This is a genomic window from Proteiniphilum sp. UBA5463, from assembly GCF_002427225.1.
Taxonomy (GTDB): domain Bacteria; phylum Bacteroidota; class Bacteroidia; order Bacteroidales; family Dysgonomonadaceae; genus Proteiniphilum; species Proteiniphilum propionicum.
Genome location: NZ_DIQL01000043.1, coordinates 1 through 24,472, shown reverse-complemented (window position 1 = coordinate 24,472; position 24,472 = coordinate 1). Strand labels below are relative to the sequence as shown.

Here is a 24,472-nt window from a genome sequence, read left to right as displayed (position 1 = left end):
AAGGGCAAACTGCTGCCGTGGGTGGTTGGCATCCTGCTTCTGGGGTATTACCTGATTCTTCGTTTCGGAAAAGGGTTTGAGATGTCGGAAGAGAATATTATAGCGGTGGTGGACAAAGCACTTCTGGGGACTGCCCATATGTATAGAGACACCACGCCGGAAGGGGTACGCATAGCATTTGAACCAGAAGGGTTGCTTAGCACCCTCCCCTCCGTCGCCCATGTACTGATCGGTTTTCTTTCAGGGAAACTGATTGTGGAGAACAAAGACAACCACACACGGGTGGAGAAGCTGCTTATATGGGGAACTGTACTTGCTTTCTCAGGCTTATTGCTGCAATATGGATGCCCAATAAATAAGAAAATATGGAGCCCCACCTTCGTGCTCGTCACCACCGGCTTTGCCTCACAACTGCTGGGGCTGCTGATCTTGATCATCGATATACATCAAAAAGAGAGATGGAGCCGTTTCTTTCACGCCTTCGGAGTGAACCCGCTCATTGTATATGTTTTTGCAGGCGTAATGGCCAACCTGGTCGCCAACATCCGGCTTAACTGGCAGGGAGAGATAATCTCTGTAAAAGGGTTTATTTACGAAGTGCTGCTGCGCCCGTGGGCGGGGGACTATTTCGGATCGCTGCTCTATGCGCTGCTGTTCATCACTGTATGCTGGCTGTTCGGATATATTTTATACAAAAAGGATATCTATATAAAAATTTAGCATTTTAATTGATTCGAAACTCTTTTAAAGATGAGCAAATCAAAATTTTTCACCTCTTCAGGTTCAGAAGAAATAACAGACCCCATTCTTATTGCCGACAGTGGTGCCACCAAAACCGACTGGTGCCTGACTAAAAAAGGGGAGATACTTCACAGGTTTACAAGTAGAGGGATAAGTCCAATTTTTCAGACTCAGGAAGAGATAGCCGAAGAGATAAGATTGCGTGTTTATCCTAATTTGGAAAAAACTGAAATTCAGGCACTCTTTTTTTACGGAAGCGGCTGCATCCCGGAGAAAACAGAACAGGTGCGCAGCGCCATCTATCAGTCATTTCCTATTAATACCATCCATGTAAATAGCGATCTGGTAGCAGCTGCTCACAGCCTGTGCGGCCACAAGCCCGGCATTGCCTGCATCATGGGTACCGGCAGCAATTCATGTGAATGGAGCGGATCTGCAATAGTAAAACAGATATCACCACTCGGTTTTATTCTGGGTGATGAAGGCAGCGGGGCCTCATTAGGAAAAAAGCTGGTGAGCGATGCGTTAAAAAATCAATTATCCAAAGGTTTAAAAGAGGAGTTTCTGGATGAATACGGGCTTACCCCCTCTCTTATTATCGACAGGGTGTATAAGCAACCCTTCCCAAGTCGTTTTCTGGCAAGCCTCTCGCCCTTTCTGCTTAAACATATCAATGATCAGAGTATTCGCCGTATTGTTACCGGCAGCTTTTCAGATTTCTTCGAGAGAAACGTTATGCAATACGATTATCAGAAAAATAAGGTTAATTTTGTAGGATCAATCGCTTGGCACTACTCTGACCTGCTGAAGGAGATAGCAATAGAAAAAGGAATTGAGATTGGGAAGATATCACAATCGCCCATGGAGGGATTGATAGAATATTATATATGAATATGGCTTTTATAAAAGTAACAGAACAATCATCTTTATACGATGATCTGGAGAAAAAAACGGTTCTCGAAATTCTGACAGAAATCAATCAGGAGGATCACAAAGTGGCAGCAGCTGTCCAAAATACTATTCCCGAAATTGAGAAGCTCGTAACAGGTATCGTTGAAAGGATGCGGCGGGGAGGACGGCTTTTTTACATTGGTGCCGGGACAAGCGGCAGGCTTGGTGTACTTGACGCCTCGGAGATACCACCCACTTTCGGTATGCCCAACACCTATGTGATAGGGCTGATAGCAGGAGGCGACACAGCACTGCGTAACCCGGTTGAAGCAGCTGAAGACGATCCTGACAAAGGATGGGAGGAGCTTATGGAACACAAAATAAATGAGAACGATGTACTTGTGGGCATTGCCGCATCGGGTACAACACCCTACGTGGCAGGTGCGCTACGGCATGCGCGTAAAAAGGGAATACTTACCGGTGCTATCAGTTGCAACCCAGGCTCACCCGTAGCAGCTGAAGCTGAAATAAAAATAGAACCCGTTGTGGGACCGGAATATGTTACCGGGAGTACGCGAATGAAATCCGGGACGGCTCAGAAAATGGTATTGAATATGATCACCACCGGCACTATGATTAAACTTGGCAGGGTGAAAGGCAACCGCATGGTCAATATGCAACTTACAAACCAAAAGCTTGTGGATAGAGGTACCCGGATAATTGTAGATGAACTGGGCCTTTCATATGGACAGGCGAAAAATCTGCTGCTTTTACACGGATCCGTCAAAAAAGCAATTGACAGCTATAAAAATCAGCAAAAACTGTAATCAGAATGGCTATAATTGTTCATACCGACAACCCTCACCTTCTGCTGGACAAGATTTACGAAGCAATAGATTCAAGAAAGGCTGATAAATGGATACTTACAACTGACGGGCGTCTTACCTACGGTTCCCTTTTATGGAAAAACGAAGCTTTTTTCAAACCAGAGATATGGGTTGATGACAACGAGTTGCGCTTTGGGTTGCATAAAAGGAAAGATAGGAGGCACATCTCTTCTAAGCTCTACACAACATTTCATGCAAAAATGACAGAGTTGCTCCTGGCTCATTTCGACAGGGATTTCAGGAGTGTGACCGCTTCAGCAGCACGCACAGAGCCTGACAATTTCTAATCTTTCTTAATTCTCATTTATAGACTGTCACTATCTTTTTTACTTTTATGTTTTTCAGTCACGACCCGGATTACAACTCTCATAATGCTCATCGTTTCATTCACATAAAAATAGCGGTCGTACTTGCACTTTCATCCGGTCAATTTCAACCCACATGATGCCCATAGTTTCATTCACATATGCGATAGCAAAGGAAACTAAATAAAAAAACTTTCCAACATACCCTATTATGCCTGATAAATGAACCTTTAAGTTAACTATATCACGCTAAGTGCAACTTTCCGCTAAGTTCAATTTAGAAGTGCAACTTTCCCGGTAAGTTTTATTTAGATTTTTTTTAGCCGACTTATTTTGGCTACCTTTGCGGGTTTAAAATGCAAATGGTATGTTAACGAACATTCGTTCAAAAGGGACGGAAGAACTTTATGCCACACCCATTTTACAGCAGACAGCTTTCTGGTCGGCAGTGAAGAGAACACTTGGAGCAGAGGCGATAGCAATTAACTTCTCGTCGCGAAGATCCGGAATGTACTCAGTTTCAGGAAGAGATAGCGACTATGTTATAAAGTCTGATGTGCTGGTTATACTTCAGCAAATAGACAGGAATCACTCCGTGGCATATGTTCCATACGGGCCGGAAATTGAACCCGATGACGAGTTTCAGGGATTGTTTCTGGAAGAGTTATCTGAATGTCTGCGCTCATTTTTACCTAAAGAGTGTATTCTCATCCGATACGACCTGTGCTGGGAATCGTATTGGGCAAAAGAGAAAGATTATTTCGATGAGAACGGTATGTGGAAAGGTGAACCTGAAATCCATACACAGGAGTTGCGTTTCAACTTCAACACGCACAACTGGAATTTCAAAAAAGCCTATTCCAATATCTTGCCGGCAAATACTATTTATCTGGATCTGACACACGATGCTGACACCCTTTTAAAACTTATGAAACCTAAAACACGTTACAACATAGGTTTGTCTAAACGCAAAGGAGTAAATGTAAGATCGATGGGAATGGAAGGTATTGATATCTGGTACGATCTTTACAAAGAAACGGCAGAAAGAAACAATATTCTCCTCAACGACATAAAATACTTCAATGCAGTACTTACAGCACGCACCGATAACACCAGCTCACCGGCAAACGTGAAACTATTAGTGGCGGAATTCAAAGGAAAACCGCTGGCAGCCATGTTTCTGGTCATAAGTGGTAACAGGGGTTCGTACCTTTACGGCGCATCTTCATCGCAACACCGGAACCTTATGGCAACCTATGCATTACAGTGGGAGGCCATCATGCAGTCAAGAAACGCAGGCTGTACAGAATACGATATGTTTGGCATCTCTCCTTCTCCTGAACCTTGTCATCCGCTTTACGGGTTGTACAGATTCAAGTCAGGTTTCGGCGGCGAAATTTTTCACAGCCTCGGCTGTTGGGATTATCCCCTTAACAGCGAAATGTATACACTTTTCCGTGCATCGGAGTTGAACAGTCAGGGATATCATTTAAGTTAAATAATATATATGAATATCAAAAGATTAACACATGTAGATGAAAGCATTGCCACTGCTTTCAAAAAACTAATGCCTCAGCTGACCGGCAAGGAGGAATACCCCTCTTGTGAAGAACTGGAAATGGTGATTAGTAAGGAAGATACCTATCTTTTTGTTGCTACCGGGGAAGATGAAGTGATCGGCACCCTTACACTCGTTTTTTACCGTATCCCATCGGGATTGAAGGTTTGGATTGAAGATGTTATAGTGAATGAAAACTCTCGCGGGAAAGGGGTTGCTACTGCCCTGATATGGCACGCACTGCAGGTTGCCCGCGACAAAGGGGCGAAGAAAGTGGATCTTACATCGGCTATCGGTCGAGAATCAGCCAACAGGTTGTATCAAAAGTTGGGTTTCGAACAGCGTGAAACAAATGTTTACAGGTATCACCTGTCAGGAAAATAAAAACCCCATGCATAGGTATGCAAGGGGTGAATATTTATTACTGTTTATAACTATACCATCTGCTTTAGGCAATCATCTCAGGGAATTCTGTAAACAATGCTGTTGATGTTCATTCCCGCTCCTACCGAGGCAAGTACAATATTATCGCCGCTTTTCAATTCATGACCGTTCATCTTCTTGCGGGTAATTATATCTAACAGTGTAGGTACGGTTGCTACCGAAGAGTTGCCTAACCATGAGATGGTCATCGGCATAATGGTTTTGGGCACATCTTTTATATTGTATAGCTTAAACAGGCGTTGCAGGATAGCATCATCCATTTTCCCGTTTGCCTGATGAAGAAGCACCTTACTTATTTCAGATATGTGTAGTTTAAGCTTATCCAGGCCGGCTTTAACCGTTTTCGGTACATTCTCAAGAGCGTACTGATATAAACGGCGGCCGTTCATCTTAAGGTAATAATCTTTCTTCTCTGCCAGCTTTGGATTATATGAGTATCCCATATGGAGCATATTCACATAATTGAGGGCATCACTGCGTGAGTTGTGTCCAATAATTCCTATGGGTGAGCTACTCTCCCGTGCCTCCATAATTGCTGCTCCCGCGCCATCAGCATATATCATACTGTCACGGTCGTGCGGATCAGCTATCCGTGATAATACATCAGCGCCTACCACCAAAATCTTTTTTGCATCCCCTGAGCGTATATAGTAGTCGGCCTGAATTACTGCCTGTATCCATCCGGGACAGCCATACAGAGTGTCGTATGCCACAGAAAAAGGATTTTCGATACCCAGCTTGTTTTTCAAACGTGACGCCATCGTTGGCAATATATCTATCCGCACATTATTTTTAAGTGTCTCCCCGAAATTGTGAGCGAAAATTATATAATCGAGTTCTTCCTTGTCAACTCCCGAAGCTTCAAGTGCCCTTTGCGCTGCTATAAGCGCCAGATCGGTTGTTACCTGATCATCTTCGGCGTACCTTCTCTCGGCAATAGTAGTAATCTCTTCAAATTTTCTTGTGATCTCTTCATTTGGTGTAGGCAGCTTCTCACCTTGTGAGTCAAAAAACTCATAAGTATGAAAATAATCGTTTGTGATCTGCTTTGTAGGCACATAGCTCCCTGTCCCTGTAAAAACGCTGTAAAGCTTACTCATTTGTACTATTTTTTATTATTAAGATAGTTAAGCATTATTGCAAGATATATTACATCACAAAAAAGTATGAAACCATTTCAACAAATTGAAAGTAATATCCTATAGTGCGTACCCATCATTTTCACCGATAACCCTTTTTTTGTTCGGATTTTCCACATAATATACTTCAACAGACAAAGGTAAAAAATTTAATCGATATAAAATCCAATTTTTAAACGCTATAAGAAAAAATAAGCTGATGCATCAGAAAAGGCAGCAAATTACAACTCTGCTTCTTGATCGGTTTCTCCATACGAGACATAAATGCATAATTATACACATGCTCGCAAAACAGAATACAAAAATATTAACCTGCTGCACACAATATAGCCGAATATATCGGAAACAATTATACCGTACTCTATCTATTTTATACTCTACATACAAAGATACGATTTTTTGAAGACTTACTCAAAATTGCAAATTTTAAACACAAAGCAACTCTGTTTCACAGATTCATTGTATATTTGCGGTAAATCGGGCGTCAAGCCAACCGTTATAATAACAGTTATAGGGCAAGGGTGTTATACTGTCACTCTGCAAATAACAGCCTACGAGAACGGTATCTGTACGATACGGAAAGGGGTGAGGGCTATACTGCCACTCTGCAAATAACAGTCCGTAAAGAGTACTGTCAGGTTAACGATGTGCCGGTGTAAAGCTCTATGGTAAACAGAGCTGGATTTGACAAATAATATTATAAACGAAAATATGGGAAAAGTACTTATTATTGGCGCCGGAGGTGTGGGAACGGTGGTTGCCAACAAGGTGGCACAAAATAACGATGTGTTTACTGAAATTATGCTGGCGAGCCGCACCAAAAGCAAATGTGATGCTATTGCCGAAGATGTGAGACGCAGAACAGGCGTTACCATAACAACTGCAAAAGTTGATGCAGACAAAGTGTCAGAACTGGTTGCATTATTTAATGAGTTTAAACCAGAGATAGTAATTAATGTAGCACTTCCTTATCAGGATCTTACCATTATGGATGCTTGCCTTGAGTGTGGCGTGAATTATCTTGATACAGCCAACTATGAACCTAAGGATGTGGCTAAGTTCGAATACAAATGGCAGTGGGCTTATAAAGATAAATTCGAGAAAGCGGGACTTACAGCTATCCTTGGTTGCGGGTTCGACCCGGGTGTAACAAGCATATTCACTGCTTATGCGGCCAAGCATCATTTCGATGAGATTAATTATCTGGATATCGTGGACTGTAACGCAGGCGATCACGGCAAAGCGTTTGCCACCAACTTCAACCCCGAAATCAACATTCGGGAGGTTACACAGAAAGGGAAATACTGGGATAACGGCCAGTGGGTGGAAACAGAACCGCATGAGATCAACAGGACTCTCACCTACCCGGATATCGGGCCAAAAGAATCATACTTGATCTATCACGAAGAGCTGGAGTCGCTTGTAAAAAACTTTCCTACCCTCAAGCGAGCCCGTTTCTGGATGACATTCGGGCAGGAGTACCTAACTCACCTGCGTGTTATACAGAATATCGGTATGGCACGAATTGATGAAGTGGAATACAACGGGCAGAAGATTGTTCCAATTCAGTTCCTGAAAGCAGTGCTCCCCGATCCCGGTGAGCTGGGAGAAAATTATACGGGCCAGACCTCTATCGGATGCCGTATTCGCGGACTAAAAGACAGCAAAGAGCGCACCTATTACGTCTATAACAATTGCAGCCACGAAGAGGCTTACAAAGAGACCGGGGCTCAGGGAGTCAGTTACACCACAGGCGTTCCAGCAACCATCGGTGCCATGATGTTTCTACAGGGTATATGGAAGAAACCGGGAGTATTCAATGTAGAAGAGTTCAATCCGGATCCTTTCATGGAACAACTCAAAAAACAGGGATTACCCTGGCATGAGCTGTTCGATGTAGATCTGGAGGTCTGTTAAACAAATTACAACCCTGTGTTTACCTGCTTTTGCCGGTAAATTACACCTATCATGTAAAATAAGCAAGATGAGCCCAAAAAGTTTTGTAAATATTGGCGATTATGACCAGGATGATATTTTTCGTATTCTTGAGAGTGCATCCCGGTTCAAACAAAATCCAAATCGTAGCCTGCTAAAGGGAAGGGTATGTGCCACATTATTCTTTGAACCTTCCACACGTACACGTCTCAGTTTTGAAACAGCTGTCAACAGGCTGGGTGGACGAATAATTGGTTTTTCTGATTCGGCTACCAGCAGTTCAACCAAAGGTGAATCGCTGAAAGACACCATTATAATGGTGGGTAACTATGCCGACATCATTATCATGCGCCACCACCTTGAGGGGTCGGCGCGTTATGCATCTGAGATATCACCTGTACCAATTATCAATGCAGGTGACGGATCCAATCAGCATCCCACACAAACGATGCTTGACCTTTTCACGATTTACGAAACACAAGGATCTCTTGAGAATCTAACAATTACTATCGTGGGAGACCTCAAGTACGGGCGAGCGGTACACTCACTCATTCAGGGATTATCATACTTTAATCCTAAATTCAACTTCGTGGCACCTGAGGAGCTGCATATACCGGAAAAGTACAAAGCATTTTGCGATAATAAAAATATTGAATACAGAGAATATACAGACTTCTCTTCCGAATCGATCAACAGTGCCGATATACTATATATGACACGGGTACAGAAAGAACGTTTTACCGACCTTATGGAGTACGAAAAGGTAAAAAACGTCTATATACTGCATAACAAAATGCTTAATGATTCCAAAGAGAACCTGCGGGTGATGCATCCGCTTCCCCGTGTAAAGGAGATAAGCCAGGATGTGGACGACAACCCTAAAGCCTACTATTTTCAACAGGCTAAAAACGGGATGTATATACGTCAGGCGATCATTTGCGATTTGATGGGAATCGAAGTTAAATAATAAACCCAAATAGATTATGAGAAAAGAATTGCAAGTTGCGGCACTCGAGAACGGAACCGCCATCGATCATATACCCACCGAAGCCGTATTCAAGGTAGTTTCTCTGCTCAAGCTGGAAAAACTGAAAAACAGGATAACCATCGGGAACAACCTAAGAAGCAACAAGATGGGCAAAAAAGGGATTATAAAAGTCTCCGATAAGTTCTTTAGGGAAGACGAAATAAATCGTATAGCTCTGATAGCACCGAATGTAAATTTAAACATAATAAGAAACTTCGAGGTAGTAGAGAAAAAAAAAGTTACCCTTCCTGATGAAATCGTAGAAATTGTTGTATGTAACAACCCGAAATGCATCACAAACAACGAACCGATGAAAACTAGGTTTCACGTAATCGATAAGGAAAAAGTGGAGCTTCAGTGCCACTACTGCGAATTAAAAATTAAAAAAGAAGAAATCGTGTTATTGTAGATCTTTACTTTTTCTCAACGAGTCTCCTAAGAGAAATCTCTTTAATTGGAAGCAGGCCAATATACATATTGATAATCAAAACATTATATATTTTTACTCCTGACATTCAAGGTTATTGGGGAGAACTTATCATATTAAAAAAAGGCCTGAAGCAAGTAGCAATGAAGTAACCGTTCTTTGCATTATTAAAAATTGAATTATGCCTCTGAATTTACCCGATAAATTACCTGCAATAGAGATATTAAAAAAGGAACACATTTTCGTGATGGATGACCTTCGTGCTTCCACACAAGACATACGTCCGCTTAAAATACTAATTTTAAACCTTATGCCGTTAAAGATCACCACAGAAACCGATCTTATACGGCTGCTATCAAACTCTCCTCTTCAAATTGAAATTGAGTTTCTGGGGTTATCAACACATACCCCCAAGAATACACCCATTGAACATCTGATGTCTTTTTATACCAAGTTCTCAAAAATAAAGAGCGCATACTACGACGGGATGATTATCACCGGTGCTCCGGTAGAAATGATGCCTTTTGAGGAGGTTAAATACTGGAATGAACTTACGAATATACTGGACTGGGCCCGTAAACATGTCACCTCAACCTTTTACATATGCTGGGGTGCCCAGGCTGCTTTATATCACTTCTTCGGAATCAACAAATTCCCTCTTGAGAAAAAGCTGTTTGGAGTTTTCAGCCACACGATCAACGATCCCTCTTTTCCTCTGTTCCGCGGATTCGACGATGAATTCTATGCGCCTCACAGCCGCCATACAACTATCAATGCCGACGAAATCAGTCTTCATCCGGAGCTGACTATCCTATCTGAATCTGAAGAGGCAGGTGTTTATATTATCTGTTCCCGTGGAGGAAGGGAGTTTTATGTAACCGGCCATTCCGAATATTCACCCCTTACCCTGCACAATGAATATACCCGCGATATGAAAAAAGGGATGAACAACGTAACAATACCTGTAAATTATTATAGAGACAATGACCCGAAAAAACCACCTATGGTTCAGTGGCGTTCTCATGCAAATCTTTTATATATTAACTGGCTGAATTACTTTGTTTATCAAGCCACACCATTCAATATCAATAAAATTGAGCTGTTGGGAGAATTATAAACAATTGCACCTTTAAAACGCAGGTGAGGAAACTGCACTTTTTTTTGAGCATATTCCCTCACCTGATATGTTTTACATTTTTGCCTCCGACCGATCATTCAACCGATTTTACCTCGACATATTCTTCTATGCCCCACATATAGGCGGCTACCAGTTCACCATTGTTGAACGCTGCAGCATTCATCTTATTAATTTCATTTATCAACTCTTCCGCTTTCGCCGGATCAGCCTCCTGCACAACAATAGCAGAGTTATAGCCGGGCCATACAGGAGTATTTTGCCGTGGTTCACCCCAGCGACTCTTTGCTGTTACCTGCTCAATTACCTGATAATCGGCAAACTCCTTTTCATCAAGTAAAAGTGTCAGGGTCTCCAGCATACTTACATTACATGTGATATAGATAAACTTCATATTCAAAACTATGATTGGTATTGATAGCGGGAGACGACTTGTTGCCGACTTCCGCTAAAAAAAGATTATAAATTACAATTGACCTTATTAATTTTTACTGTTCCCTTCAGATTTATTCAGTTTCTTCCTCAACCGGACAAGAGTACGATCACTAATCAGTGTACGGTGATAGATAGTGGCATACATTGTTGGTACCATAATCAGGGTAGTTAATACAGAAATAAACAGTCCGCCAATAATCGTGATCCCAAGCGGGGCATACATCTCTTTTCCCATTCCTGTACTGAGTGCCATTGGCAACATGCCAAGAATGGTAGTAAGCGAGGTCATCAGCACGGGGCGAAGACGCGAACGGCCCGCCTCCATCACTGCGTCACGGAGTGAATAGTCCCTCTTACGCAACATGTTGGTATAGTCAACCAACACAATTCCATTATTCACCACAATCCCTACAAGCATAATAAGCCCGATAAAGGTTACAACACTCAACGTGATATTAGTGATAAAGAATGCCAGGATAACTCCCACAAGGGTAAATGGAATTGCAAAAAGGATTATGAAGGGGTCTTTAAACGATTCAAACTGGGCCGCCATCACCATATATACAAGAGCGATACCTAAAAAGAAAATCAGATAGAGTGATTGAAATGATGATGACTGGTCATCTACCTGCCCACCTATCTCAACAGTTACACCCTCAGGTACAGTGGTTTCAGCGATCAGTTTTTCAGCCAGCTGAGTGGCTTCACCCAGAGATATTTCGTTCAAATTAGCGACAGCTTTCACATATCTCTCCTGTGAAAGACGCTGTATCTCAATAGGGCCGCTCTCTTCCACTATGTCGGCTACTGACGAAAGGGGAATCTGCTGACCCAGCAGGTTGGTAATCTGCATTTCATTGAGCTTAGATACTTCATTCCGAAACTCCGGCGCATATTGTATAACTACTTCGTAATCGTTTCCCTCTTCTGTAAAGTCGCCCGATTCTGTACCAAACAAGTTCTGACGCACCTGTAATCCGACCATGGCAACATTCAGTGCCATCTGCGATGCCTTTTCCTTGTCTACACGTACCTGAACTTCCAGTTTACCCGGATCTACAGTGGTTGTAACATCTGTAAACGAATTCTCGGCTTTCATTTTTTCCTCAAAATCAAGTGCCACAGCCTTTATTTGCTCCAGGTCGTTGCCGGAAACAATAATTTCAATAGGTTTTTTATTTCCAGTTACGGCAGTAGCCAATGCACTACCACCCTGAACACTCACCTCATCTATTTGCGGTATAGCTTCCACACGATCACGAATAGCATCGGCTATTTCGCCGGCAGAGCGACTCCTTTTATCAACAGGTACAAGGTGACACAGTACCGTACCCACGTTTTTACCCTCTTTAAAGCCAACGGTCGTGAGCACACCATCACGTGTCTGCCCCGAGATGGCGGCGATGGCTCCATCAGCCATTTCAGGAATCTCATCGAGCAGGATTTTCAATATCTGCTGCCCTACACTGTCTGTTTGTTCTGCAGCTGTACCCACTTCGGTCTTGAAGACCACCGATACCGTTCCCGCATCAAAATCGGGAATATAGTCGGTACCTATTCGCTTACCTAACCACATTGTTACAACAAAAACAAATAGTGCTATACCCAGCGTAAGCCCTTTATGAAAAACAGCCCATCCAAGTACTTTTTTGTACCATTCTTCAATATTGCTGAAAATCTTCTCACTGGCAATATACAATTTTGAACGACGTTTTGCCTCATTACCGCGAGGAGCTCTTTTCAGCAGCTGCGACGAAAGCATCGGAGTTAGTGTGAGTGCCGTAAACAGCGACATAGTCATACAAACAACCGTAAGAATGGCTAGCTGTTTAAACATTATCCCGACAATGCCCTCCATAAAAAGAAGAGGAAGAAACACCACCAGGGTAGTTGCCGTTGAAGCTGCAATAGCCATGCCCATCTCCGATGTTCCAAAGATGGCAGCCTGTTTTGGATCGGCTCCCTTTTCAATATGCTGAGTAATATTTTCGAGTACCACAATGGCATTATCCACCACCATTCCTATGGCGATAACAAGCGACATCAGAGAAAATATATTGATGGTGTAATCCATAATATACATCGCTATAAAAGCGGAAATCAGTGACACCGGCATGGTTATGAAAACAATAAAACTCGATTTCCACTCGCGCAGAAACATAAGAACAACCAGCGTTACAAAGATAAGGGCGTACCAAATAGAAGAGGTTAGGTTGTTAACAGAACCGGTTACGATCTCTTCAGAGCTTAATACCTCATGCACCTGAAAATCGTCGGGTAGCTGTTTTTGAAGCTCTCTCATCTTATCACGGACCGCATGAACCACATCAACGGTGTTTGCGCCGGACTGTTTCTGTACCATCAATGCCACTCCCTCACCAACGTGATTACGGGCAAACGACTCTTTTTCCTTGAATGAATCTTCAACCACGGCAACATCTTTAAGCCTGACAACCTTACCGTTGAACGCTTTTAATACCGTATTGCCTATTTCATCAACCGTTTCGAACTTCCCCGGCACACGAACAGAGAAATCGTAAACTCCCAAATTGATGTTTCCGGCAGGGACATTAATATTGTTGGCCTTGAGCATTGATGATATCTGTGATGTTGACAGCCCGTATGCCTTCATCTGCTGCGGGTTGATAGATACCTTAATTTCACGTTCCGGCTGGCCCAGATAAAGTACTGTACCCACTCCATCTACCTTGCGCAATACAGTTGCTATGTCCTCCTCTACAATATGTTCAATGCCACTGTAGTGAGCATCGGCATTAATAGCATACACAAGCACTGGCATCATTGAGGAGTTAATCTTGTAGATAATTGGTTGCTGTGCTGCTACAGGAAGACGGCTCTTTGCCAACTCTATAAGGTCACGTGCATTATTTGCCGCGGAGGTAACATCGCCTCCCCACTCATAACTTAGTTGAATGAATGATACATTCTCTTTCGATGTAGATTTAATTTCCGTCAGATACTCTGCGGCAGATAGCACGGTTTCCAACGGCTTTGAGACCTGCTCTTCCACCTCGTTTGCCGAGGCACCGGGATATACGGTAATCACCGTTATGGAGGGGAACTCCATTTCAGGCATGAGGTCAAGCGGCAACATCTTGAGCGATACTACTCCAAGCAGAAGTATAGCTATGAATATCATAGCGGTTGCCACAGGTCTTTTTACACCTATTTCAGGTAATTTCATTTGTATGTTGTTTATTAGATTATCAAAAGAAGTATAAACTCACTGTTAGCTATTAACTATTTCAATGGGTGAACCTTCGTTCAATTTATTTTTCCCATCAATAACGACAGATTCGTTAACCTTGATTTCGGGAATACGTATAAAATTCTCTTTAGACTCTCCTCGGGTTACTCTGCGGCGGGTTACTTTATTTTCATCTGTAACGATAAAGAGGTAGTCTTCGCCGGTTCCCTGCTGTCTGTATAGTGCATTTACGGGTACAAATACACCTTTTGACTGCGGCATGGAGACTGAAACCCTGCAAAACATTCCGGGTTTCAGTTTCATCTCTCTGTTTGGAATAGTTACCTCAACTGTTGCAGTGCGGGTTGTCGGCGACAAAACTGGTGAAATGTAGTTCACCTTCCCCGAAACAAGTTCACCGGGATATGCATCAAACAACACATCCGCATGCTGCCCCCTGCTGATTAAAACGATCTCTTTTTCGTTCACCTCTATAGAAATTTTCAGAGGATTGAGCTGGCGTATGGTAGCTATACCGCTCTGTACCTTTAGATCGGAGCTTATAGAAGGCACAAAAGAATAATTCTCCCCCTCATCAACAGTTATATCGGTTAATACACCTCCGAACGGTGCAGTAATAGATGTATTCTTTTTCAGCATGTTTACTTTTGTTTGAGATGCGTCAAACTTTGCCTTTATATGGTCATAGTCCATGACACTTATACTCTCTTTTTCTCTCAGACGGCTTATTCGTTCAAAATCCTTACGGATCGCTTCAAGCTCAATTTGAGCCTGAATAAGCATTTCGTCTGACATCTCGGCTATCACAGCCCCTTCAGGGACATAACTGCCCTTGGTGAAGTGAATCTTCTCTACCCGTCCCGGGATTGAAGCTCCCAAGTTAGCCTCCCTGTTTGCTTCTGCCGTTCCTGTAAAATTCAGCACAGGTACATAATCCATCTCTTTGGCAACATAAACGGTTACTTTAGTTGCAGTTGCCGAAGTTGCAGCTTTATCGCTGTTCTCTGTCGTTTTTTTTCCGCATCCGCTAGCTAAAAGGGCGAGCAGACAGGTTGTATAAGCAATTTTATTTGTCAGTTGCATCATTGTAATGTATATTATTTGTTTAAAGGGTTGTTATCATATAAATACGGAGTTCCATCTTCCCGGCTCCTGCCTTAAATCCATTTATGAATTTTTATTATCACATGTATAAGGAATTAAGCAGACATTTTTCATACACCTTTGCAGGAGCCCTCTGATACAGATCCGTGTTATTACAACTCTGAAGTTTAAAATGGAACAAAAAAGTATTAATATTGATAATTGTAGATCTCACCTGTTGATTTATCCAATTCCAGGAGAGTTGTTCTTATCTCAACAAGTGCATCGATATGTTCCGAGGAGGCATTCTCCCACTGCAACTGAGCTTCAAGCAGTTCAGTCAGACGGCTTCGTCCTTCCATCAGGTTTTCTTTTGTAATACGCATATTTTCTTCAGCCTGCTCTCTTGAGAGCCCTGTCATCTCAGCTTTTTTCAATGCCTCGCTGTAGCGATAACGATTCTGCCGGATTTGCAGGTCTATCTTTTCACGGGCTTCGTTAAGTTCAAACTGCGCATTCTCCATTTTCAGTTTAGCAGCATGCAGATCGTGACGGCGTTCACCCCATGTAAAAACTGGTATCGACACCACGACCCCAACATTCCAATTTCCACCGAACTCACTTTTCAACCCTTTGTAGGGATTGGGATTCATCCAGCCATAACCACCGGTGAGCATAACATCAGGCATAAATTTTGAACGTTCAATATTTTTTTTCGATTCCATAATGGCTGTCTTCTCCTTTAGCATTGATATTTCAGCCCTGTTATCAGGAGAGATCTCCTGCATGAATGATAACGGCATTTCAACAGGCGGCTCTTCAATATTATCTGAGTTAATTTCTATAGCGTCATCATCTATCCCAATAATCTGTGCCAGCGCCATTTTTGAGAGTGCAACGCCATTTTCGGCCTGCAATGTTTTCAGCTTTGCCTCGTTTTGTTTTACCTGGGCTTTCAATACATCGTTTCTTGTAATTATACCCTCGGCATACATATTTTGGAGATCTGTGACAAGCCTGTCGAGCAATGCTTCATAAGCGTTTGCAAGCTTCAGCTTCTCCTGAACCGACACCACACGCCAGAAGGCTTCATCGGTCCTGGCGAGAATCTCAGCCCTTGTCAGCACCTCTTTCTCTTTTGCAATGTTTTCGGCTCGCTTGGCAATATGATTCGCTTCAGTAATTTTAAAGCCTGTAAAAAGCGGCTGATTAACGTTGAAGCGGGCGAAATAACTGTTTTTATTATCAAAAACAAGTTTATCGGAAGGTAGCAATGCATAATTCTTGAATATTGGATTCCCCGCCTGATCAACCATGGGTGCTCCCGTTTGAGGATTGATGACAAGTGCATTCATAGCAGTCTCAGGATCTTTTAATGCTTCAGGTTTAAACTTCCCGGTCGCGGGATCTATGGTGTTAAAAGGAACTACCGGTAGAAACAGATCGTTCTCAAGCAGTTGAATAGACTTACCGGAATGCAACCATGCACCACCGAAGTTAATCTTTGGAAGGTAATGTGTTTGCGCTGATTTCCTGGCAGATTCGGCTGCCTTCGACTCGTTTTGTGCAATACGTACCTCTCTGTTCTGTTTAAGCGCCATCGTACGACACTCATCGAGTGTGAGTTTTTGCTGTGCAGAGAGAGAGGGGACAAAGAGTGTTATCAGTATCAGCAAACAGGTAAATTGCTGTTTGTATGGGTTCATAATTGTTATTTTCATCTGTTTTAGCTGTTGTTTTCTTTCTACATTTACGGCTGCAAAATTATAACATAACAGCTCGAAATGATCCTAAAAAAATGCTGAGAGGTGCAAATTCAGTACCCAAGCGGCATAAATGCATCCTGAAGCGTCATTTTTGTTGAAAAATTACCTCTTTCTAAATAGCAGCCATTAACACTGCTTTACCCTGAGTAAGATCCTATCCCTCTTTCTGATCCTCTGGATTTAGAGCAATAAAGTATCACAAAAAAGTGATTTGAAATCGAAAAACATATATTTGCCTTACCTAAATTTTCAGATCTACAAGTCATCACTCTTCCTTATGAACGAAGAGTTGCTCATTTGGAACTTAAGTACCGCCAGTTGTGAAGATAGATGAATTTAACTGACAATGATGTTTCTTTACAATAATAAAGGGAAAAAGGACTACCTGAAGGATTTATGTTATGTATGAACAGGAGGAAAACGGGATGAGAAAAGAAATCATGTGGCATTATCCATATACCAGTTTCTAAATTCCTTGTTTCGTGCACGGCTTACAATTATTCGTTCAGGCGTTTGCACCGAAAGATTTACCGCAAGCTTGCCTCCGAACCAAACCGACATATCGACTATGGCGCAATGAGATACAATGTATTGCCTGTTGGCACGAAAGAAATGAGCAGGATTCAAGTGACTCATTAATTCATCTAACGAGCTGTCAAGAGTATAAGTTCTTCGATTGAAACAAACAATTGATGTTATTTTATATTCGGTATATATATATGCAATTTCATCGACCGACAGCGGGATTAGCTTATCTTTATAAGGAATAAGGAAGTGCCTCTTATATAAGCTTTTGGCTTCATGTATTGAGCTCACAATTTGTGAGACAAGCTCCGTGTTGTTTTGTTTGAATGTAAATGACTTGAGCTTGTTCAGTGCCTTCTCGAGATTCTGCCTGTTTATTGGCTTCAGCAAATAGTCGATGCTGTTGACCTCAAATGCTTTTAATGCGTATTCATCGTACGCGGTAGTAAATATAATCGGGCTGTGGACCTCAATCTTATCAAAAACCGAAAAAACATCACCATCGGCCAGATGAATATCCATAAAAACAACATCGGGAGAAGAGTTAATCGAGAACCACTCAATGCACTCCTCAACACTTTGCAGCACAGTCAATATTTCCATATTTCCATCCACAGTATGAATCATCCGCTCCAGGTTTCGAGCAGCAACAAACTCATCTTCTACTATTACTACTTTCATTAAATGTGGTTTAATTTTCGTCTATAAATATTTATATCTTTTATAAGAGGAATCTCAACGGAGAACGTTTCATCTGAATAATATACAATAATCTCTTTCCCGAACATCAAACGGTATTGCTCGTTAAGATTGGTCAACCCTAAACCGTTACTCGATCTATCCCCCGTTTTTATCTGAAGATTATTTTTCACTCGTACTTTATTGTCATCCAGGCTTTCAATAACAATACGGAGAGGGTTTTTCCGACTAATAACATTATGCTTAATGGCGTTCTCAATAAGTATTTGAAGTCCTGACGGTATAATATAATACCCCTTTTTATCATCTTCAATACTTATCTGAACATCCAAACCATCGTTATATCGTATCTTCATCATATATATATATGCCTCTGCAAACTCCAACTCATCGGACAATTTTGACACCTCCTTGTTCTGCATTGTATAACGGAAAACATTGGAGAGTTGTTCTAAATAATCACTGGCACGTTGATCATCATATCCGATGAGCCCGTTCAACGTATTAAGCGAATTGAAAAGAAAGTGCGGATCGGTCTGGTTCTTTAGTGCATTGTACCTGTTTTGCAGATTTTCGAAAACAAGATGCTGATTTTCTGTCACCCTCATTTGGTTCTGATTGATAAAATAAATCAATAACGTGAATAGGAAAGATATGATAAGTATAATCAGGTCTTTAACATAGTGAAGCGTTGAATAGGCTCTGGGTGATACCTCATCGCGAAACCACCACCACTGCATCTGTGAAAAAAGTGGACTCAAGAATATAATAACCACAAAAAGTCCTAATAAGATCAGCCACATTTTATACGGCCTGTCAAGGAAATGCGTTACCGCCCAAAATTGCACACGAAAAAGAAAATAGAAAAACAGAGTATTGAATAAAAGAGTTACAACAGACTCCGGAGTGATAATATCAATCAACCCCACTCTGCTGTTTTTATCTAAAGATATGGCGTAATACATCGATGACGACAACATGACAAACGCCAGTATAAAACTTATTACGATAGAAGCGGTTAGTGCCGTTTTTTTATCGTAATTGAGTATAAAAAATCGTTCTTTTCGTAGTTTCATTTTTTCAATTGCTGTTACTTTTATAACAGACTTGCAAATATACAGAAAAAGAGAGAAAAAGACCCGATAAACATCTGTCATGCGGATGTTCATCGGGATCAAAAAAAAGAAGGTGTTTGTTCGAGGAGATTGTCTCATTTATTCACCTGAATCAAACTACGGCTCACCTCTACGTCGTCACTCAGTTTTCTTCAAGCCTATAATTAAACAGGTTTTATTTCCGGCAATCATTGCTGGATTATGAGACAATCTCTTTTAGTTAAATATCCTTATATTATCAAAAACGAAATCCTATCCCCAGGTTCACAGTTTGAGTTTTCATTTTGGCATCGTCTGTACCGCTGATTACATCTTTCAATCCAGATAAATCGTCCACCTGATTAACCAGTCCGATCTGATATCCTGCGTTCACTTGTATACCATTGTCAAACTCATATCCCAGTAGGAGTCCGAGACCAAAGTCCCAGCGTTTCATAGGAGTTTTATCCGCAGATTTTTTGTATAAGTCTATGTCAAGGTCATCGAGAGTTGCATCAAAGCCCAATCCCACAAACGGCCCAATACCTCCGTAGAATAAACCGTTATATGCTTTATACTGTCCCAAAGCGTATATAGGAAGCTGCATTCCCCACTGCTGGAATGTATCTTTTTTATCTGAGTCAACTTTCATTTTCATTTTTGAATTTCTATAGAAAAAAGAAAGTTCAGGCTGAATTGCAAAATTTTCATTCAATTCTACTCTCATAAACCCACCTAAATTTGGACCTACCTTCATTCTACTCTTAAGCGTTTTAAAATCGCTTAGCAAAAAATTCGACATATTCATTTCACCCTTCACACCCCAATATATAGGTGTTTGAGCTTTTACACTTGTTGTCCCTATGGTTATAAGGGCAATTAAGCTTAATAAAATTGTTTTTTTCTTCATTTCTTAATTATTTAATTTTTAGATGTCTTCTCAATCTTTCTAATAAAGGTTGACGATACAAAAATAGTATGAGAAATAACTCCTGGTTCAGAAAAGACATCCAAACGAATAATTAGAGACTTGAAACGTTAAAAAAGCATTCTGAAATGAAATTAGAATCTATATAAAATGAGTCTGCTAATAAAAAAACAAACATCTAAAATGATTATTTATAATGTATTCAATATCAACATCTGTTATGACCCGATTGCAATTAAATAGACTTTTAGAGGGAAGTTGATAAATATTACTGTAAATAGAAAAACGATATAATGTTTTATTTAACATTGTTATAAAATGATATTTATCTGGTCATTTTAATTTAAGCATATCAATTCTTTAAAGTACTTTTTGCTGGTTTATTATAATATTGTACCTTAGCAATTCAGAAGAACAACTCCATTGGTAAATAACATATTATAAAAGGTGGCTATCAACATTTTATTGGTACTTTAATAATGGAAAATATAAATGGAAAAGTCAGATTTTTTTGAATCCTCTCTTTTTGATAGGATATCCTAAAACGAAGCTGAAAAAGCTACAATGAAAGTCAGCGGTTTTTCTAACAGATATCCTTGAAAAGTTTATGAGATGATTGATTTTGTAAAAAAATATAAGCCATATTTAATAGCGGTATTGCTTGTAACAGTTTCACTTTTGATAGCGAGATTTGTATGTTCAATTGATTTCAAATCACTCAAAAACTATTTAAGTGAAATGCCAGGGATGTTTGCCGGAGTTATTACGGCGTCTCTCTGCGCCTATATCTCCTCTACTCTGTCATGGAGGTTGTGTATGGGTAATGAGGGCAAAAAAGTGCCTTTTATAGAGTTGTTCATGTACAGGCATGTTGGAGAGATGCTATCTTTTTTTAATCCAACCAGCATAGTTGCAGGTGAGAGCCTGAAAGCTATCATACTTGCCAAGAAAGGAGTCTCTGCCAAGCATGGAATTAGTTCCATCCTGCTGCAGAGGGTTCTGATTATTTTCTCGGGACTCTTTCTGGGTGTAGTCACCATGATGTATCTTACCCTTGGACATATATTAAACAGCAGGAATGTGCTTATGGTTATTATTGTGTCAGCACTGCCACTTTTAATGGCACATCAGGTAATGCGCTTTCTAGTACATCCGAAACTTTTCATTGGTAAAACGATGGAGAACCTGAAGAAAAAAACCGGCTGGCCAGTTTTTTCAGATAACCTAATTACTTCCGCTTATGAAATGAACGAGGCCTCTTCTATTTTTTTCCACGAAAACAAGATGAAGTTCTTTTTGGCATTTCTCATGTGCATTATTTACTGGTTATTTGGTGCAGCTGAATTTTACATTATTCTAAACATGATGGGTATGGAGATATCCATCATTCAAGCCTCGGCAGTAGAGATGGGGGTGATGTTGTTTAAAGCTGCAGGAGCTATTGTTCCCGGGCAGATAGGCGTAGAAGAGTATGGCAACAAAGTAATGTTGGATGTCATAGGAATTGTAAGTAACGAAATATGGCTTGTAGTCACTCTTATAAGAAGGGGGCGTCAGCTTTTATGGCTAATGATTGCCGGAATATTTATGTTGATCATATCAAAAACATTGAGTCCCCTCCGATAAGTCTTTTTTTGCTGAAAATTCCGCAAAGAGCGCCATTGATTTTCTGCGAGTTGCGACCTTCTGAAATCGGGTTTTGGGGTTTCCGGAGCAGACTCAACATTACAAATAAAACTAAATAAATAACCAAAATCATTTATGAGTCCCATTAAATAAGTCAATTATCTCCAAAATTCACATAACACATACTTATTATCAGCATGTTCCAGTCTATTAGAATCTGGGTTAAGGGTTTTTGACAGACTCATTAGGGAGGCTAACTTTGGAGCTTCAATACCGGTACGTGTAATGTTATTCATAACCTCCAACCTATTCAGCAGAAGTAGCAAACTTCAAACATACAGGCATGCTGATATAAATATCCTTGTTTATATCTGTCAATAATCCTGTTTCTTCATTAATACGAAATACCTGAATCACATTATCATCTCTGCAGGCAACCAGCAGAAACTTTCCATTAGGTGTAATTACGAAATTCCTGGGATGTTTACCTGTAGGCTGATAACCCACTTTTTCCAGTGTCCCGTCATCGCTATTAATTGAAAAGATGGACACACCATCTGCCTGAAGGCGGTTGGAAGCATAAAGGTAACGTCCATCCGGAGAAACATGTATATCAGCACTGCCACGTGCTCCGACAGTGTCGGAGGCAATAACCTGCTTTTGTTGAAGCTCTCCGAAATGGTAGTCATACACTATAATCTCACCAGACAACTCACCCAGCAAGTAAAGATACCTTCCACCGTCAGGATGAAAGTCGAAATGACGCGGACCGGTTCCGGCAGGGGCAGCAAACTCTGTTAAACTGCTTTCATATATTGATGGCTGCCCTTCGAACGGGGTATCGCTAACACTGAAACGATACAGTTTATCTGTCCCCAGATCGGTTGCAAAGAGGAAATGCCCGTCGGGAGAATATCTCACAGAATGCAAATGCGGGCTCTCCTGGCGTTTTGTATCAGGACCGGAACCTTCAAACAACATCACCGATGTTGCAGGTGTGAGGCTTCCATCACTTTTCACCTGAAACGACGAGATGCTGCCACCGCCATAGTTTGCAGTATGCACATTTTTACCCCTGTTGTCAATTGTAATATAACAAGGACCCGCGCTGTTGGTAAGCTGCGAATTTATATTTGTAAGGTTACCGTTTTTTTTATCGAAAGCGAAAGCATGGACTGCGCTGTTTCCCTTATCATTCTCTCCCACTGTATAAACATACTTTTCGTCAGGGCTGAGAACAAGGTACGACGGGTTTGACACAACTGCCATGCTAATCTGGCCTGATTCGCCTGTAACGGTATCGAACCGGTAAACATAAACACCTTTGCTCCCTTCTGCAGAAGTGTAGGTGCCGGCCAGAAGGAACATTTCACCCTCTTTTGCCATCACCACAGATTTCTCACTTCGTGGTGCTTTTGTGGCATCGGGTTTACCGGAACAATTTCCGGTGCAAGAAGCCGACAAAGCACCAATCAAACAAACCATTGCTAAATTTTTATACATTACTGTTATTTTATTGTTGTTGACACGAAATTAGGCTAATTTCCTGAGAATATATCACTTTTTTCAAAATATTTGATTCATAAAGGCAGGAAATAATCAATTCAAGTTTCACATGTTAAGTATTCAACTAAATATTAAACTGACAATGTTTTGTGACCCATTTTCCGATTTGCAGGCTATCTGATAAATAACTTGCTTTGCTCAAACAGCTTATCAGATCACGCCTGTTTCATCGAATGGGTTCACGCTAAATATTTCATATGTCTCATACTTAGCTGTATATGTTTTAATTTATACATACAAAACTTAAGTAATCAATATTATATAAATATTTTAAGTTCCGCATGTATACATTTTGATGTGAATATAACTTGTTATCATATATTTATATATTTTCGAAGCATCTGAATCATATGAAACAATTATGCCCGTTATGTAAACCCGGCATTTACGTGATGTAAAACATTGCCAGCAGTAAAATTTATCTGAAATAGTGTCATAAGCAAAAGTTGAAGTATTAAGTACAAATTTAGAAAACTGTTACAGTTGATGTATAATCTGTAACCATTTTTTAGAATTCATTTTGTTTTAAAAGTTGCGAATATGGCTTTGTCTGCTTACTTTTGCATTTTAAAAAACGCAAACTTTGAACATAATTTTATCATGTTATCAAAAATATTATCTGTAACGGGACGTCCCGGCTTGTTTAAACTCATATCAACCGGCAAAAATCTGAATATTGTAGAATCGCTAAACGACAGTAAACGCATTCCTGTTTACGCACATGAAAAAGTGGTTGCATTGAGCGATGTATCGATGTACACAATGGATAGCGACGTTCCCCTGCGGGATGTTTTAAAAAAGATAAAAGAGAAAGAGAACGGAAACAGGGTCACTATTGGCTCCAAATCATCGGCAAAAGAGCTCTTCGCTTTCCTTGAAGAGATCCTTCCGGATTACAACAAAGAGAGTGTCTATGCTTCTGATGTAAAAAAATTGATCTCATGGTATAACATTCTTATGGAAAGCGACATCGATCTGGAGGAGGAAGAGAAAACGGAAGAAACCCCATCAGAAAATTCCGAAGCCGGGGAA

Annotated in this window: 20 protein-coding genes and 1 pseudogene; 12 read left to right on the top strand and 9 right to left on the bottom strand. The window is 40.9% G+C overall.

Going from position 1 to position 24,472, the window contains the following annotated elements; genetic code table 11:
• From B3B27_RS07270 to B3B27_RS07245, 6 genes and pseudogenes are all read left to right on the top strand, one after another.
• A pseudogene (locus B3B27_RS07270) lies at positions 1–720 on the top strand (DUF5009 domain-containing protein); the annotation flags it as partial.
• A 30-nt stretch (positions 721–750) separates the two neighbouring features.
• Positions 751–1,632 carry an ATPase gene (locus B3B27_RS07265; RefSeq protein WP_238867096.1) on the top strand — a complete coding sequence of 294 codons (882 nt, stop codon included), beginning with the start codon at positions 751–753 and terminating at the stop codon, positions 1,630–1,632.
• Positions 1,633–1,634: 2 nt separating this feature from the next.
• A complete protein-coding gene (murQ, locus tag B3B27_RS07260; RefSeq protein WP_238867098.1) occupies positions 1,635–2,459 on the top strand; it encodes an N-acetylmuramic acid 6-phosphate etherase in 825 nt (274 codons plus the stop codon).
• A 5-nt stretch (positions 2,460–2,464) separates the two neighbouring features.
• Complete coding sequence (locus B3B27_RS07255) at positions 2,465–2,806, top strand: hypothetical protein (protein WP_238867100.1); 342 nt, start codon at positions 2,465–2,467, stop codon at positions 2,804–2,806.
• A 385-nt stretch (positions 2,807–3,191) separates the two neighbouring features.
• Positions 3,192–4,322, top strand: a complete 1,131-nt coding sequence (locus tag B3B27_RS07250) for a lipid II:glycine glycyltransferase FemX (RefSeq protein ID WP_286845547.1) — start codon at positions 3,192–3,194, stop codon at positions 4,320–4,322.
• Positions 4,323–4,331: 9 nt separating this feature from the next.
• Entirely contained in the window at positions 4,332–4,766 is a 435-nt protein-coding gene (locus B3B27_RS07245) for a GNAT family N-acetyltransferase (RefSeq protein WP_238867104.1), read from the top strand.
• 77 nt (positions 4,767–4,843) lie between these two features.
• Here B3B27_RS07245 and B3B27_RS07240 read toward each other — a convergent pair whose 3' ends face one another.
• A complete protein-coding gene (locus B3B27_RS07240; protein WP_286845546.1) occupies positions 4,844–5,926 on the bottom strand; it encodes a 3-oxoacyl-ACP synthase III family protein in 1,083 nt (360 codons plus the stop codon).
• A gap of 750 nt (positions 5,927–6,676) precedes the next feature.
• Here B3B27_RS07240 and B3B27_RS07235 point away from each other — a divergent pair.
• The 4 genes from B3B27_RS07235 to metA all read left to right on the top strand — a co-directional run bounded on the left by B3B27_RS07235 (position 6,677) and on the right by metA (position 10,471).
• Complete coding sequence (locus B3B27_RS07235; RefSeq protein WP_286834309.1) at positions 6,677–7,882, top strand: saccharopine dehydrogenase family protein; 1,206 nt, start codon at positions 6,677–6,679, stop codon at positions 7,880–7,882.
• 67 nt (positions 7,883–7,949) lie between these two features.
• Positions 7,950–8,867 (top strand): aspartate carbamoyltransferase, encoded by a 918-nt coding sequence (gene pyrB / locus B3B27_RS07230; protein ID WP_286834312.1) that lies wholly within the window; start codon positions 7,950–7,952, stop codon positions 8,865–8,867.
• Positions 8,868–8,883: 16 nt separating this feature from the next.
• Positions 8,884–9,336 carry an aspartate carbamoyltransferase regulatory subunit gene (pyrI, locus tag B3B27_RS07225; RefSeq protein ID WP_238867112.1) on the top strand — a complete coding sequence of 151 codons (453 nt, stop codon included), beginning with the start codon at positions 8,884–8,886 and terminating at the stop codon, positions 9,334–9,336.
• Between the two features lie 199 nt (positions 9,337–9,535).
• Positions 9,536–10,471: a homoserine O-acetyltransferase MetA gene (gene metA, locus B3B27_RS07220; protein ID WP_238867113.1), complete on the top strand. Its 936-nt coding sequence runs from the start codon at positions 9,536–9,538 to the stop codon at positions 10,469–10,471.
• Between the two features lie 94 nt (positions 10,472–10,565).
• On the opposite strand, the gene B3B27_RS07215 is transcribed toward metA, so the two are convergent.
• The 7 genes from B3B27_RS07215 to B3B27_RS07185 all read right to left on the bottom strand — a co-directional run bounded on the left by B3B27_RS07215 (position 10,566) and on the right by B3B27_RS07185 (position 20,230).
• Positions 10,566–10,883, bottom strand: coding sequence for a PG0541 family transporter-associated protein (locus tag B3B27_RS07215; protein ID WP_238867115.1), 318 nt, complete (start codon positions 10,881–10,883; stop codon positions 10,566–10,568).
• A gap of 87 nt (positions 10,884–10,970) precedes the next feature.
• Positions 10,971–14,129, bottom strand: coding sequence for an efflux RND transporter permease subunit (locus tag B3B27_RS07210; protein WP_238867116.1), 3,159 nt, complete (start codon positions 14,127–14,129; stop codon positions 10,971–10,973).
• 45 nt (positions 14,130–14,174) lie between these two features.
• Positions 14,175–15,239 (bottom strand): efflux RND transporter periplasmic adaptor subunit, encoded by a 1,065-nt coding sequence (locus tag B3B27_RS07205; protein ID WP_238867118.1) that lies wholly within the window; start codon positions 15,237–15,239, stop codon positions 14,175–14,177.
• A gap of 206 nt (positions 15,240–15,445) precedes the next feature.
• On the bottom strand, positions 15,446–16,957 hold the full coding sequence (locus tag B3B27_RS07200) for a TolC family protein (protein WP_238867120.1): 1,512 nt from the start codon (positions 16,955–16,957) through the stop codon (positions 15,446–15,448).
• 483 nt (positions 16,958–17,440) lie between these two features.
• On the bottom strand, positions 17,441–18,208 hold the full coding sequence (locus B3B27_RS07195; protein ID WP_238867122.1) for a LytR/AlgR family response regulator transcription factor: 768 nt from the start codon (positions 18,206–18,208) through the stop codon (positions 17,441–17,443).
• Entirely contained in the window at positions 18,208–19,302 is a 1,095-nt protein-coding gene (locus B3B27_RS07190) for a sensor histidine kinase (RefSeq protein ID WP_286847198.1), read from the bottom strand. The genes B3B27_RS07195 and B3B27_RS07190 overlap by 1 nt, the downstream gene beginning before the upstream one ends.
• 277 nt (positions 19,303–19,579) lie before the next feature.
• A complete protein-coding gene (locus tag B3B27_RS07185; protein ID WP_238867125.1) occupies positions 19,580–20,230 on the bottom strand; it encodes a porin family protein in 651 nt (216 codons plus the stop codon).
• Positions 20,231–20,860: 630 nt separating this feature from the next.
• Between B3B27_RS07185 and B3B27_RS07180 the strand changes: the two genes are divergently transcribed.
• Positions 20,861–21,874 (top strand): lysylphosphatidylglycerol synthase transmembrane domain-containing protein, encoded by a 1,014-nt coding sequence (locus B3B27_RS07180; protein WP_238867126.1) that lies wholly within the window; start codon positions 20,861–20,863, stop codon positions 21,872–21,874.
• A 306-nt stretch (positions 21,875–22,180) separates the two neighbouring features.
• Here B3B27_RS07180 and B3B27_RS07175 read toward each other — a convergent pair whose 3' ends face one another.
• Entirely contained in the window at positions 22,181–23,377 is a 1,197-nt protein-coding gene (locus B3B27_RS07175; RefSeq protein ID WP_238867127.1) for a lactonase family protein, read from the bottom strand.
• Positions 23,378–24,040: 663 nt separating this feature from the next.
• Here B3B27_RS07175 and B3B27_RS07170 point away from each other — a divergent pair.
• Positions 24,041–24,472 (top strand): DUF5606 domain-containing protein (locus B3B27_RS07170; protein ID WP_286847196.1); only part of this gene is annotated, 432 nt, incomplete at its 3' end.